This is a genomic window from Neglectibacter sp. X4 (assembly GCF_009917365.1).
Classification (GTDB): domain Bacteria; phylum Bacillota; class Clostridia; order Oscillospirales; family Acutalibacteraceae; genus Acutalibacter.
Genome location: NZ_QWLE01000034.1, coordinates 17,472 through 31,402, shown reverse-complemented (window position 1 = coordinate 31,402; position 13,931 = coordinate 17,472). Strand labels below are relative to the sequence as shown.

Here is a 13,931-nt window from a genome sequence, read left to right as displayed (position 1 = left end):
GCGGCAGGCGCGCCCCCCGCCAGCATCTTCTCGATTTCCTCCTGGCTCATCACGCCGCCAGAGGACGGGGCGGGAGCGGGTGCAGGGGCCGGGGCCGGGGCGGGAAGGGTTTCTTCCTCTGTATCCAGGCCAAAGCCTGCAATCAGCTCCTTTGCCAGCTCTACGGAGATAACGTTCATAAATTCGCTCTTGAGCTTGCCCTCAATGCTCAAGGCAAAACGAACCGCTACAATGGGTCCGGACTCTATCGGCATGCGTTCCTTTTTGAACGCGTCCAGGTCATATACGTCAAAGGTTTGCGGGGTGGAGATATTGACCACGCGCCCCAGGAAATCTGACAAGGCGGTAGACGCCGCGCCCATCATCTGGTTCATAACCTCGCAGGCCGCGCTCAGGGTCAGGTCATCCAGCACGAAGTCCTCCAAGGGGGTATCCGTACCCATAAGGATGTCCACAATGACCTTGATATCGCTTAGGCGCAGCAGCATGATGTTGCTGCCCTCCAGGCCCTCTACGTATTTGATTTCAACGCCTACGGCAGGTTCAATGGAGCCTAGCGAGAAGTCCTCCACATTCACCACTTCCACAGTGGGCGTGGTGATATCCACCCTGTGGTCCAGCAGGTTGGATACGGCTGTGGCCGATGAACCCAAGCTGATATTCATGATCTCGCCGATAGCGTCTAATTCTATTGGTCTAAAAACATCATTGCTCATTTTCCAAACTGTCCCTTCTCTCGGCGTTATGATATACCTCTTTGATCTTCACCGCTAATTTCTTCTCGCTTACGCCCATCAGGCCGTCAAACCATTGGTTCCCGCCTATGCGCAGGAACACCGGGCTGTCCTGCTTCTGGTTCAGGTCTATGACATCCCCCACGCTGAGGCGGTAGACATCCCCCAAGCGCAGGCTGGTGCGGGCAAGCTCGGCGTGTATCTCCAGGGTGGAATCCCGCAGGTTGTCCATAATTTCCCCGGAGTTGTCCTCCTCGTGCGCCCGCTTGGCGGGGTTGTCGGCGTTGATTGCCGCGAAAACATTCATCAGCACCATTCCTGGCAGGCAGATACTGATACGGCCCTCCACGTTGGGGAATTTCGCGCTTAGCTCCACCAGCACGACGGTTTCGTCCATGCCGATAAGCTGCACCAAGGTGGGGTTTGTCTCCACCTTGCCGAACTCAAAATCCAGTTGGATGTAGTTTTCCCAACTGCGGCCCATGATGGAGACAAAATCCTTCACCAGGCTTTCATAGAGTTTTAAGTCCAGATCCGTGTAAACGTAATCGTCTGGCAGATCATCCACCACATCCCCGTCCCCGCCAGTCATGCGATCCATCATGCTGACCATGAAGGGGGTGCTTACATACATTAGCACAGGGGTTTCCTCTACTTCCCCCTTCAGGTTCAGGTGGGCGCTGGTAAGCACCATGGTGTCTGTCAGGGCGTTGGCGAACTCGAAATACCGCTGCTCTTCCACGCCTTCCACTTCCACCTCGCAAGTGGCCCGGGCAAGGCCGTTTATGCGGGTGTTGAGAACGCGGGAATAGTTATCAAAAATGCCGCTGAGCATTTTCAGCCTGTCTTTTGTAAACTTCCGGGGGCTGGAGAAATCATACTTGCGGTATTTTTTCTCCGGGGCCTCTTCCTTTTTCGGGGAAGAATCGCCGCCCCCGCCGTTCATGGAGTTTAGAAGCGCGTCAATCTGCGCTTGTGATAATACCTCCGCCATGGACTACCCCTCCTGCCCTTCTGTGTTACTCAGCCCGGCGTCATGGGACGTACTGGATTCCTCCTGGCTGGCAGAAGATGGGGCAGAGGATTCGGGCGCTTGCGCCTCGCCCTTTACAAGCGTATGGTACTGTTCGATGCTGTCCCCCAGCTTATCCAGCATGTTTTTGCCGGAAATGATCATTTCCACCCGGCGGTTCCTGGCACGGCCGGCTTCGCTGTCATTGGGAGCGATAGGCCTGTGCTGGCCATATCCCTCGCTGACCAGGCGGGCTGAATCCAGCACGCTGGTGTGCTCCTGGATATAGATGACAGTATTGGTAGCGCGATTCGAGGCCAGGAACCGGTCTACTGACGGGGTATTGGGCCGGTCTGCGTTGGCCTGGGCGGTGTGGCCCAGCACCCGGACTTCGTCGATGTATGGGGCGGCATTGTCCAGCACGCCGCAGACTACATTGAGGGTTTCTTCGCCTGCCGGCTTGATGACGTATTCCTCGCCGTCAAAGAACACAGTGTCGTCAAAGTTTACATACACCACGCCGTCACCTTTTGTTACCTCAATGTTCTTGCCGGAATCCTGGATATACTGCATGAGCATCTGGTACAGATCCTCCATGGCGTTATCCACTTCCTCCTGGGCGGCTTTCGCGTCTATATCCTCTGGGGAGAGGGTATCGGAGGAAGCGTTCGGCAGCAGGGGATCGGCGTTAGGCCCATCGTTGCCCTTTGGATCGGTCGGGGTTTCGATGGCGTCCGGATTGAAGCTTTGCACCAGAGCTTTCCACTTGTTTTCGTCTACAGTGGACATGGAATACAAAAGCACGAAGAAGCATAACAACAGGGTAACCATGTCGCCATAGGTGTCCATCCAGTTGGCGCCGCCGCCACCCCCGTCGCTCTTTTTCATTTTCATGGCAGCAAGTCACTTCCTTTACCTAGTTTCTATGCAGGGCCGCAGGCAGGGAAGCTTACTCGCCGCTGCCGCCGCCGCTGCCTGCTCCAATCTTTTCGCGCTGCTTCTGCGCCACGAAGGTTAAGAGCTTTTCTTTGAGCATTTTGGGGTTTTCACCAGCCTGGATGCAGGTGATGCCCTCTACGATAATCAGCTTTATGAGCACCTCGTCCTCGTCGCGGACGCGGAGGTTATTGGCGATGGGGCTGAAAATCATATGGGCCAGCACACAGCCGTACAGGGTTGTGATAAGGGCCACGCCCATGTCCTTGCCGATGGTGGAGGAACCGTTGGTGGGGTCCATGTTTTGCAGCATGTTGATAAGGCCCACCAGGGTGCCCACCATGCCGAAAGCCGGGGCCACCGCAGAGCCTTTGTCATACAGGGCCGCGGCCGCGTTGTGCCGGGCGGACATGCATTCTATATCATTCTCCAAGGTGGCGCGGACCCGGTCGGGGTCGTTGGCGTCCACAATGAGCATAATAGCCTGTTTAAAGAAGGGGTCTTCCTCCTGGTTGGCGTGTTCTTCCAGGGCCAGCAGGCCGTCCTTACGGGCAATGCCCGCCAAATCCACCAGGCGGTTGATGACTACATCGGAAGTCATCTTGGGGTTTTTCAGCAAAATGCCGAAATGCTTCGGGATTCCTAACACTGTTTTCAGGGGGAAGCTGGCCAGAACAATGCCCAGCGTACACCCGATAACGATCATAACGCTAGGGCCGTCGCCAAAGTTTGTTATCAGCGAAGGGTTGATTTCGGGGAAGCCCATCATACCCAGCAACATAACCGCGATTGCCACCAGCAGACCTATAAAATATCCTATGTTCATAAAACGTCACCCTCATTCAGTCGATATTCCCGGGCGCTGTATGTCAGCGTCTGCGCTTATCTTCTAGCGTTTGTTACGGTTACTTCCCGGCGGATGTCCATTACCTTGGCGTTATAGTCCGCAATCTTCTGAATGATCTCCTGGGCGCTTTCCTCTACAAGGTAAAAGTCGTGGTTCATCATGACCACCTTTGTGCCGGGGATCATCTCGATACATTCGATCTGCATGTGGTTCACCAAAAACCGTTCCTTGTTTGTTTTAGTCAGTGTGATCATCCAGTTCATCGCCTTTCTCAATACAGCCACGCCGAAGCGGGGATGAAACCTCTGGGATTTTCCCCGCTTTTGGTGGCCTTGTTTATTTTTATCGCTTCATGTTCACAAGTTCTTCCAGCATGGTGTCTGTAACGGTTACGATACGGGTATTGGCCTGATAGCCGCGCTGTACGAGAATCATGTTGCTGATTTCAGAAGCAAGGTCTGTGCCGGAGGACTCCAGGCCGCCGGTGATCAGGGTGGTGCCGCCGGAGTTCAGGATGCCTTCGTATTCGCCGGGGATACCGGAACCTACAGTGGGATCGTTGGCATCAGTGCCACGCCAGCCTAAACTTGCAGGCTCTTTCACAGTTGGCGGATTTGTCGTATTATCCATAACCGGCCCATGGCTGTTCTGCACGGCGTGGCCGATAGAGGTGGCGTGGACGCGGCCCGCGCCTTCCAGCGCCTGATAATAGTGGCCGTCGATGTGGGAAACGCCGTTGGGGTTATCCACCTTGGCGATGGCGATGTATCCGCAGACAACCACTTTGCCATTCTGGGTGGTGGCGGTTACCCGTCCGGACTTTTCATCAATGCTGATGTTGTCCACCAGGGCGCGGCTGTCGCTGACAAACTCTGAATTTTCATAATCCACAAATTCCCAAGGATCTGTAGGAGCCACTGTTCCGTCCGCTGCGGTCGGAATCTGCCGATAGCCGGGAGAAATGCAGTCGCCTACTTCTTTGTGGATCCATTCGTTGATGTTGTTTTCATCCAGTGTGATGCCATCAATCGTTTGGCTTACGGCTGGCTTTTCACCAGTAATGTGTACCTGGCCTTGGGCGTCTGTCATGACCCAGCACTCTTTTTTCACGGTCATGGGCAGGCGCATGGCGGTGAGGTGGGGTTGGCCCTCGTACTGAGGCACCCAGTCACCCTCGTCGTTCTGCACCATTTTCTCCGTTGCCAGGTAGCCATATACTACCTTGCCGTTGCCGTCTACCAGATAGCCCTGGTTGTCAAAGGCAAGGTCGCCATGGCGGGTGAGGAGCATGTCTTTCAGGTCGGAGCTGTTGCCGATTACGTTGTTCTTGTCACCCACGATGAAGAAGCCGTTGCCGTTGATCATGCAGTCGCCGTTGATGCCTGTGGGGGTGAAGTTTTTTGTGCTCATGTCCAGGTCGATGGTGCCGATGGAGGCGCCATAGCCGTTCTGGGCGGGGTTTCTGCCGCCCACGATGGTGGTGCCGTCAGAACCGCCGCGGACGTTGGAGTACATGGACTCCAGGAATGTATAGCGCGAGGCCTTATATGCGTTTGTGTTTACGTTGGAAATGTTGTTGCCGATTACGTTCAACGCGTTCATGTGAGCGCGCAGGCCGGCAACAGCGGAATACATTGCACCAGTCATAGGGATAATTTCTCCTTTATAATGTGGGCGCTGCCGGCAGGCAGTCATTCGGGCCGCCTGCCATAGCATCCCGTGGGGGCAGAAGGCCCCCGGTGGGTCCGGCTATCTGTATAATTTATTTTTACAGGAGCACAGCGCCGTCAATGTTTGTGAAAATATTCTCCTTCATCTCATCCTGGCTCATGGTTGTGATGACCCGTCCGTAAGGGACGTTAATGATGAAGGCCTGTGTGGCGTCAAATGCCAATATGTTTTTAGCGCCTTTTTCCTGGGCCTTTTCCAGCGACCCCGCCAGTTTTTCCATCAAGGTGGGCGTCAGCTCGATTCCCCGTTCTTCTGCCCGGGAAATGGCATGTTTGGAAAAGTTCACCTGGTTTTGCAGCTCTCCCTGCAGCACCTGCCCAAAGCTTTGGCGCTGTTTCTGGGAAGCCGCTGCCTGCTTCGTGCCAGGGGCATTGGCAACCCCCGCCCCCCTTGAGATTCTGTCAATCATGGTTGGGCCATCCTTCCTCTTGCAAATAGCCCGGGCTTATATCGCAGACGGAATATTCATATTGCCATCAGGCTTTACGCCGTTGTCGCCGCCTGTGGAACCGGATCCTTCCGTCCCGCCAGAGCCTTCTGTTCCGCCGGAACCATCGGGTTTATCCGTTGCGCCGCCGTCCGGGTCGATCTCCTCTTTCTGTTCGGGGAGCTTGCCTACTGCCATAATGTCGGTGAGGTAGTAGGTATCCTCGCCCAGGAAAATTACCTGCTTGCCGTTTAACGTGCCGGTGCCTGTTACAACGCCCTCGATTTCGTCATATCCCTTGCCGCCCGCAGCCGCCTTGGCCACCGTGACGGTCTTCCCTACCAGGGAAGCGGCATAGGTCATAACAGTGGACTCGCTTATCAGGGAGTTGATGTTGTTGATGGCGGTTACTACGGACATCTGCACAAGCTGGTTCATCATGTCCGAGGTGGACGCCGGGTTCTCCATGTCCTGGTTCTTAAAGCCCGCTACCATCAGGGTGAGGAAGTCGGTCATGTCCAGGTCGGAGCCAGCTTTCTTGTTAGTGCTCTTGTCAGCCACCTTGTTGGTGATTGGGACTTTCATAATGGTTGCAAGGTCGCCCATGTAATCATTTGCCATGTGCTGTCCCTCCTTTCAGTTGGTTTTGCTTACTCCTCCTCTTTATCAACCAGCCCTAAACGGAGCTGCTGGATAAAGTCTTCGGAGGCCGCCTGCTTCTGGGGCTTCTGCTGCTGGTTCTGCTGCTGCCTGTTCTGCTCGTCGGGGTTCAGGAACTGGTTGAGCTGCTCCTGGGGATCCTGCTGCTGCACCTCAATGCGCACTTCGCCCTGGTTCCCTGCTGCCAGCAGGCTTTGAAGGCTCCCGCTGTTCTGCTGCAGAAGATCTGTGGCCTTCTGGCTTACCGCGCCCAGCACCACATGAAGGGCGCCTTCCTGGGTGCGGGTGATGGAAATCGTCATTTTACCCAGGTTTGCCGGGGCCAGGTTGATTTCCACATGGGTGTCGCCCTGCTCCAGCATCTGGCCCAGCCTGTTCATAAGCTGCTGGGGGGCGTCTGCCTCCTCCGGGGCCACAGGCTCGTAGTTCTCCCCTACCTTTACAGGGGCTGCCGTCTCCCGCTGGAACACGGGGCGGGCGCCGTCATACCAGATTTCCTGCACGTCTGTGTCAGCATCCTGAGCCTGATCCGCCACAGGGGTGGTTTCGCTTTCCACCTGAAGCTTTGGCTGCTCCTGGGGCCTTGCCTCCACCTCTGTTTCAGGGGTTTCGGGCTGGGGCTCCACTGGGGCGACTGGCTGTTCAGCCTCTTGCAGTACAGGCTGCTCCTGGGGGATTTCCACCTCCGGCCGCTGCGGCGCAGCGGCCTGCTCCTGCACGGCTTCCGGAAGCGCCTGCTCCTGGAGTATGGGGGCCTGCTCCTGCACGCCTGCCAGGGGATCGACTCCGGCCGGGATCTGCTGGCCGTTTTCCGCGGGGATCACGTCAAAAAGCACCACCGGCTGGGACATTACCAAGCCCGCAGCTACCTCCTGGCCCTCCTCCGGGACAGCTTCCTGTTTCCCGTCCTGGGGCTGCTGGGGCTGCTTCTCCGCTGTTTCCCCGTCCTTTTTTACGGCGGGCTTCTCCTGCTTGTTCTGCTGGGCATGCTCTGTCAGCATGTCTTCAAACTGCTTGGCGATTTCCTCGGAAGAAGCGCCCTGGGATGTTCCCTGGCTGCCGGGAGCGCCGATGTTCAGCATTCCCTGGAAGAAAGAATTCACCTGCATTTTGTCCACCTCCTTTCTGTATCCGTGCTATCTATGTGTACGCTGGGCCTCCCCAGCCTTATACGCCTGTTTCAGAAAAACCGTCAAACCGGTGTTTTTCGGGAAACACCGACAAGCCACACTTTATTATACACTATCTTTTTCTGGCTGTCATCAGTTTTTACAAAAAAAGTTGCACAGTCTTTACACATGCTGCGCCGCCCGCCTTGCGCTGACCAAATCATCTATCAGCTTTTCCTCCTCTTTGGCTAAGGCGCTGTTATACTCCCCTTGCTTTATCTCTTTGAGCCGCTCCAAAGTGGAGGTTTCCTGTTTGGCCTCCACCACCCGCGCCCGTTTTTCTTCTTCCAACTGCCGCAGCCGCCGGAGCTTTTCCTCTTCCCGCTGCACAGCTCTTTCCAGCACTTCAATGCCCATCTGGTACTTCATGGCGTCAACAACCGTCATGCCGGCGGCCTGCTTTTCCCGGTATTCCTCCAGATAATCCCACAGATTCTCCTGGGCCTCCTCCAGCACGTCCTCCTGCCGGTGTACCTGTGCCAGCACCTGCCCATGCTCTTGGAGTCGGGTGTCCAGCACCTGCCCTTTATAGCGCAGGACAGTATCCAACTGGAATTTAAACTTCTTCATGGCCCATCACCCCTTTACTGTAATATTTTATGTAACTCCGCCAGGCACTGTTCGTAATTGAAAACCTCTTTGGTGCCCTGCATGAGGAAGCCGTTTATCTCGTCAATCTTGGTCAGGGCAAAGTCCAGCTTCTGGTTGGTGCCCGCTTTATAGGCGCCTATAGAGACAAGGTCTGCGTTCTGGTTATATATGCTTAAAATATCCCGCAGCCGGGAGGCCAGCCGCTGGTGCTCTGTGTCCACGATTTCCACCATCAGACGGGAAATGCTGGCCCCGATGTCGATGGCGGGATAGTGGTTCTGGGCCGCAAGCTGCCGGGACAGCACAATGTGCCCGTCCAGGATGCCGCGCACTGTATCGGCAATCGGTTCGTTGGTGTCGTCGCCTTCCACCAGCACCGTGTAGATGGCGGTGATGGATCCCCGCTTGAAGTTTCCGCTGCGCTCCAAAAGCTTGGGCAGCTCTGCATAGATGGAAGGGGTGTAGCCTCTGGCCACTGGCGGCTCCCCAATTGCCAGACCGATTTCCCGCTGGGCCATGGCGAAACGGGTGAGGGAATCCATCATCAGGAGCACGTCATAGCCCTGATCCCGGAAATACTCGGCAATGCCTGTGGCTACGGAAGGGCACTTCATCCGCAGCATGGCGGGCTGGTCGGAGGTGGCCACCACCAGCACAGAGCGGGCCATGCCCTCCTCCCCCAGGTCTTTCTGCACAAATTCCAATACTTCCCGCCCGCGTTCGCCCACCAGGGCGATAACGTTGATATCTGCTTTTACGTTTTTGGCTATCATGCCTAAGAGCGTGCTTTTGCCTACGCCGGAGCCGGCAAAGATACCCATGCGCTGGCCCTTGCCGATGGTAAGGAGGCCGTCGATGGCCTTGACCCCGAACTCCATGCGCTCCCGGATGGGAGGGCGGGACAGGGGGTTTATGTAGGAACTGCCGATGCAGTAGGAATCGCCGCCCTCAAAGGCACCCATGTCATCTATGGGCTGGCCCAGGGCGTTGATAATGCGGCCCTTGAGGAAAGGGCCTACCCGCATACGGAGCTGGTGCCCGGTGTTGCGCACAAAATTCCCGGAGGAGATTCCGGTCATCTCGCTGTAGGGCATCAGGAGGATGCGGTCATTTTTGAACCCCACCACCTCCGCGGGAATCTGCCCCCCGGACTCGCCGCTGTAAATACGGCAGATGTCCCCTACAGCCGCGCGGCTGCCGGAGGCCTCAATGGACATGCCCACGATATTCTCAATTTTGCCGGTGTGGCCGATGGTTTCAGCCTGCTGCACCCGGCGGATGGTATCCTGAAACATGGGCTATCTCCCTGGGTCCCTTTCTCCGTTATCCAGCACCCCGCGCAGGTTGTCAAGCTGGGTGGAAACGCTGGCGTCAATAATCTCGTCTGGCATTTCAATGATGCAGGTGCCGGACTCGTCGTCCGCCATGGGGATAACCCGCACCCGGTCGGACAGGTGGCGCATGGCCTCTGTCAGCTCTGGGATGGTTTGGGCGTTTGTCCTGGCGTCGCAGTCTGCTATATAGATCTGCACCCACTCGCAGCGGCGCTTTTTCGCCGTTGCGGCCTCTATCATGCGGATGAGGATATCGCTGGAGCTGCGGAGGCTTACCCGGATGACTTTTTCCGCAATGGCCAGAGCCAGTTCCTTTAAATCTTCCTTGCTTTTTTCCAGCAACAGTTCTTTTTCCACCTGGGCGGCCTGCAGGAAAGCCTTTACATCTGCCGCCTGCTGTGCCGCGTCCTTTTCAAGCTGCTGCTGCGCCTCCAGCCTGCCGGCCAGAAGCCCTTCCTGCATTCCCTGCTGGAAGCCTTCGGAGGCCGCCTGCCGCCGCATATCCTCCAGCTCCAGGGCGGACTCTTCCCTTGCCTGCTCCATAAAGCGCTCCGCTTCCCGGCGTGCGTCTGCCAAAATGGCTTCCGCCTGCACCTGGGCAAAGTCCACAGGGGACTGGCTGGCAGGTTCCGGCTCTTCCGGCGTTGGCTCTTCCTGTATAGCCTCCTCCTGGGACATCCCCTCCTCCAGCTCTTCTGCCGGGGGCGCGGCCTGCTCCTCGCCGAGGACAGGGAGATCCGCCGCGTTGGGGAACACATATTTATTGGCGGTGACATTGGTAAAGCGCTTCAGGATATTAGGCAATGATATCGTCCTTTCCGCCCTTCAGGATAATAATCTCGTTGCGTTCCTCCAGCGTGCGGATGATGCCGACAATGCGCTGCTGTGCCTCGTCCACATCCTTCATGCGCACATTGGTGGTGATTTCCAGATCGTCCCGGATGGACTCTGCCATACGGGAGGACATATTGGTAAAGAGCTTGTTTGCCACCTCGGAATTGGCCGCCTTGAGGGACAGCACCAGATCCCGGGGATCGCAGTCCCGCAGGAAGCGCTGCACAGAACGGTCGTCCATGGTGATGATATCGTCGAACACGAACATCCGCTTGCGGATTTCGTCCGCGAGAACCGCGTCCCGCTCCACCAGGCCGTCGAAAATGCCTTTCTCGCTGGAACGGTCCAAATGGTTCATCACGTCTGCCACAAAGTCTATGCCGCCCACCTGTACATGGCTGGCGCTGAAGATGCTGGCAAACTTGTTGGACATCTCGGTTTCGATAATTTTAATGGCAGAGGGGGAGGCGCTGTCCATCTGGGCAATGCGCTGCACCACCTTGAGCTGGGTGCGGGGATCGAGCTGCGCCACCACGCCTGCCGCCTTGTCTGGCTCTATGTAGGAGAGCACCAGGGCAATGGTCTGGGGGCGCTCGTGCTGCAGGGCTGTGAACAGATCCTTTTCCCCGGCCTTGTTCATGAAGGCGAACTCCCTGTTCTTCAGGGACTTTGTCACCTTATCCAGCAGGCTGGAAGCCGACTGCTCCCCAAAGGCCTTCTCCAGCACGGTACGGGCATATTCCAACCCGCCTTCGGTGACGGCCTTGTTGGTCATGCACATCTGGTAGAACTCTGTGAGCACGTCCTCTGTGGCGTCTGAGTCCAAGAAGCCCAGCTTTGCCACCTCTAAGGTGAGCAGCTCTATATCCTCTGGATCCATATACTGGTATATTGCGGAAGCCTTATCCACGCCCAGTGCCACGATGACCGCGGCCGCCTTCTGGGCGCCGCTCATGCCTGCCACAATGGGGGAAATAGGCCTGCCTGTTTCCAGGTTTATGACAGGCGGCGGAGGGGCGGCTGCTTCCATTTCAGCCGCAGGGGCTTCCGCCAGCGCCAGTTCTTCTATATCAGGCTCGCCTTTTTTGCGTTTTTTCTTCTTTTCGCGCTTTTCCCGCTTCTCACGTTTCACTTTCGCCGGCATTGCTCTCCTCATCTCCCTTCAGCCAGGTCTTGACCATCTGAGCCGCTATCTCAGGATTCTGCTCTGCAAACTCCCGCACGCCGCGGCGCAGCTCCATGCTCCGTTCCGCATGAACTTCCATAATGTCTGCCCCTTCCGGCTCCTGCTCCGGCTCTGCCGCCGGGGCAATTACCTCAGGCATAATGGACATGACAGGCGCTTCCTCCAGCACAGCCTGGTTCTTCTTGCGGCGCATGACGAGCAGCAGGAAGAACAGGATCATGAACAGTAGCAGGCCTGCGGCCAGGGCGTACAGCACCCAATCCGGTATGCCGCTGATAATGCTTACCGGGCCGTCGGTGGCCTTGGTGTCCGGATCGTCCTCCGGTGCATAGAAGGGATGGCTGATAATGGATATTTTCTCGGCCTGCATGTCGGCGCTGATGCCAGAAGCCCGGCCCACGTGGTTTAAAAGGGCGTCGGCGTCGGCTACATTGGGCACGTCGCTGTTAATGGTGACGGACACCATCACATCGGAAACCGTGCCTGCCAGGATTTCCTGCTGGGTGTGGGTTTCGTCTACCTTATATATCTTCTCCCCGCTGGCTTCCAGCTCATCCTCGTTGCCTGTGACAGGGGCGCGCTCCACATAGGTGGGCAGGTCGGCGTTGGTGGTGGTGCCTACCGTGCCGCCGGCGGCATCGTCCCCCCGGACGATTTTTCCCTGCCATACCTTTTGGCCCACAATGCCTTCACCGTTGGTGCTGCCGTCGTTGGCCCAGTCAGGCAGGTCGTATTCTGTGCTCTCCACAAACCTGGTGCTCATTTCCACAGTGGTGTTCACGCCTACGGAAACGTTCCCCTCCCCGAACATGGGGGTGAGCACAGCCAGCACGCTTTTGCGGATTTTATTGTTGACATGCTCCTCAATGGCGTATTGCAGCTCCATATCGGTGCTTTCGCTGTCTACCTCGGTGCCGTCATATGTATTGCCCTGGGTATCTATAATGGTTATTTTTTCCATTTCCAGGCCCTGGACGCTGCGGCTTACCAGGGAGCGGATGGCGTTGGCTTCCTTCTTGCCAAGCTCTTCCCCGTCCTTCATGGTGACGGTGACGCCGGCGCTGGCCATGAGGACATCGTCCTGGCCCAGCACATAGCGCCTGTCTTCCCCGACGGAAATGTTCACCCTTGCGTCCTGCACACCCTCCAGGCAGCGGATGGTGGCTCCCAGCCTATCCTGCAGCTCATATATATACATGGTGCGCCTGTCCGACTCTGTGGAAAGGGAACCTACGTTTTTCAGATATGTTTCATACCCAAAGCCGGACTTGGGATACCCCTCCATCAGAAGCTGGGCCTTAAGCTGCGGCTCCTGCTCCTTCCGCACCAGCACGGTGTCGCTTCCCTGTATCTGGTAATCGGTTACGCCGGCGCTGGCAAGGTACGTTGTTACCGACTGCATGTCTTCACTGACAAGCCCTGTAAACAGCACCTCATAGGGGTTTTTAGAGCCTTGGACAGAGACGAATATAATGATACCCGCCACCACCGCCACTGCAGCGGCAATGATAATCCACAGCTTTTTCCCCAGCTTCCCCAGGAAGCCTTTTGTTTTAGACACGACATCTTTTGCTTTCTCTCCCACGGGCACTACCTCCACTCAGTCCCAACCGCTTTTCCCCAAGCAAGAGGAATCATTACAGGCTGATGCGCATCAGCTCGTTATAAGCTTCCAAGCCCTTGTTGCGCAACTGCACCATCAGGCTTACGGACATCTCATACTTGCTGGCGGCTATCTGCAATTCCGCGGGGTTATCCAGCTGGCCTGTTGCCAGCAGGTACTGGGCGTGGCTCTTTTCCTCGTCTGACTGGCGCACAGCCTCCACAGCCGAACCGAAAATATCGGCAAAGGCAGCCCCAGGGGCGGCGTTCTCTTTTTCCTCCACCTTGGTCAGGGGCATGGTGCTCCACAGCGGGGAGATTTGCGAAATATGGTTCATGGTTTTTTTACCCTCTTTCCTATGTGTAAAAACGCGCAAAAAAGCCGGCGGCTTTATTACCGCCCGATATCCATGCCCCGGGCCACTACGGCCTTCAGGGTGTTAAACGCCGTTACGTTTGCCGAATACGCCTGGGTGGCGGCCATGGCGTCGGTTATCTCCTTGACAAGGGTGATGTTGGGCATTTCCAGATACCCTTCCTCGTCCGCGTCGGGATGGGTGGGATCATAGGAAATGGAGAAGGGGGAAGGATCTTCCGCGATTTCCACCACTTTCACGCCCCCGGCCCGCTCGGAGCCTCGGTTTGAAGCACCCATGGCGCTTGCCATTGCCATGCGGAAATCGTTGCGCCCGCTTTCCGCCTCAAACACCACAATTTTCCGCCGGTACGGCCCGTCGCCCTCTTCGGTGCGGGTGGTGTTCAGATTTGTAATATTTTCGGAAATTACATCTAAGCGGAGCTGCTGGGCCGTAAGGCCGGAGCCTACTATATTCATGGAACCTAAAAAAGCCATATGCTATGTACCCTC

At 56.6% G+C, this 13,931-nt stretch carries 16 protein-coding genes; all 16 read right to left on the bottom strand.

Annotation, left to right across the window (positions count from 1 at the left end; translation table 11 throughout):
• Nucleotides 1-716, bottom strand: a 716-nt coding sequence (locus D1841_RS11735) for a chemotaxis protein CheC (RefSeq protein ID WP_207710190.1), incomplete at its 3' end; no start/stop codon positions are given.
• The gene (locus D1841_RS11730) at nt 706-1,728 is read right to left on the bottom strand and encodes a flagellar motor switch protein FliM (protein ID WP_160642419.1); all 1,023 of its coding nucleotides are present in this window, start codon (nt 1,726-1,728) and stop codon (nt 706-708) included. The genes D1841_RS11730 and D1841_RS11735, both read right to left, overlap by 11 nt.
• 3 nt (nt 1,729-1,731) lie before the next feature.
• A complete protein-coding gene (locus D1841_RS11725; protein WP_160642418.1) occupies nt 1,732-2,640 on the bottom strand; it encodes a flagellar motor protein MotB in 909 nt (302 codons plus the stop codon).
• 55 nt (nt 2,641-2,695) lie between these two features.
• Nucleotides 2,696-3,508, bottom strand: a complete 813-nt coding sequence (locus D1841_RS11720; protein ID WP_160642417.1) for a motility protein A — start codon at nt 3,506-3,508, stop codon at nt 2,696-2,698.
• Nucleotides 3,509-3,564: 56 nt separating this feature from the next.
• Nucleotides 3,565-3,783, bottom strand: a complete 219-nt coding sequence (locus tag D1841_RS11715) for a flagellar FlbD family protein (protein WP_160642416.1) — start codon at nt 3,781-3,783, stop codon at nt 3,565-3,567.
• An 88-nt stretch (nt 3,784-3,871) separates the two neighbouring features.
• Nucleotides 3,872-5,176 carry a flagellar hook-basal body complex protein gene (locus D1841_RS11710; RefSeq protein WP_160642415.1) on the bottom strand — a complete coding sequence of 435 codons (1,305 nt, stop codon included), beginning with the start codon at nt 5,174-5,176 and terminating at the stop codon, nt 3,872-3,874.
• Nucleotides 5,177-5,297: 121 nt separating this feature from the next.
• Entirely contained in the window at nt 5,298-5,669 is a 372-nt protein-coding gene (locus D1841_RS11705; protein WP_160642414.1) for a TIGR02530 family flagellar biosynthesis protein, read from the bottom strand.
• Between the two features lie 36 nt (nt 5,670-5,705).
• Nucleotides 5,706-6,308, bottom strand: coding sequence for a flagellar hook assembly protein FlgD (locus D1841_RS11700; protein WP_160642413.1), 603 nt, complete (start codon nt 6,306-6,308; stop codon nt 5,706-5,708).
• Between the two features lie 29 nt (nt 6,309-6,337).
• The gene (locus D1841_RS11695) at nt 6,338-7,456 is read right to left on the bottom strand and encodes a flagellar hook-length control protein FliK (RefSeq protein ID WP_160642412.1); all 1,119 of its coding nucleotides are present in this window, start codon (nt 7,454-7,456) and stop codon (nt 6,338-6,340) included.
• Nucleotides 7,457-7,639: 183 nt separating this feature from the next.
• Nucleotides 7,640-8,086, bottom strand: a complete 447-nt coding sequence (gene fliJ, locus D1841_RS11690; RefSeq protein WP_160642411.1) for a flagellar export protein FliJ — start codon at nt 8,084-8,086, stop codon at nt 7,640-7,642.
• 14 nt (nt 8,087-8,100) lie between these two features.
• Nucleotides 8,101-9,402, bottom strand: coding sequence for a flagellar protein export ATPase FliI (fliI, locus tag D1841_RS11685; RefSeq protein WP_160642410.1), 1,302 nt, complete (start codon nt 9,400-9,402; stop codon nt 8,101-8,103).
• A gap of 3 nt (nt 9,403-9,405) precedes the next feature.
• Complete coding sequence (locus tag D1841_RS11680; RefSeq protein ID WP_160642409.1) at nt 9,406-10,245, bottom strand: FliH/SctL family protein; 840 nt, start codon at nt 10,243-10,245, stop codon at nt 9,406-9,408.
• Nucleotides 10,238-11,230 carry a flagellar motor switch protein FliG gene (gene fliG, locus D1841_RS11675; protein WP_160642456.1) on the bottom strand — a complete coding sequence of 331 codons (993 nt, stop codon included), beginning with the start codon at nt 11,228-11,230 and terminating at the stop codon, nt 10,238-10,240. Before fliG ends, D1841_RS11680 begins: the two co-directional genes overlap by 8 nt.
• Nucleotides 11,231-11,396: 166 nt before the next feature.
• Nucleotides 11,397-13,046 (bottom strand): flagellar basal-body MS-ring/collar protein FliF, encoded by a 1,650-nt coding sequence (fliF, locus tag D1841_RS11670; protein ID WP_160642408.1) that lies wholly within the window; start codon nt 13,044-13,046, stop codon nt 11,397-11,399.
• A 52-nt stretch (nt 13,047-13,098) separates the two neighbouring features.
• Nucleotides 13,099-13,401, bottom strand: coding sequence for a flagellar hook-basal body complex protein FliE (locus tag D1841_RS11665; RefSeq protein WP_160642407.1), 303 nt, complete (start codon nt 13,399-13,401; stop codon nt 13,099-13,101).
• Nucleotides 13,402-13,457: 56 nt separating this feature from the next.
• Nucleotides 13,458-13,916, bottom strand: a complete 459-nt coding sequence (flgC, locus tag D1841_RS11660) for a flagellar basal body rod protein FlgC (RefSeq protein WP_160642406.1) — start codon at nt 13,914-13,916, stop codon at nt 13,458-13,460.
• Between the last annotated feature and the right edge of the window lie 15 nt (nt 13,917-13,931).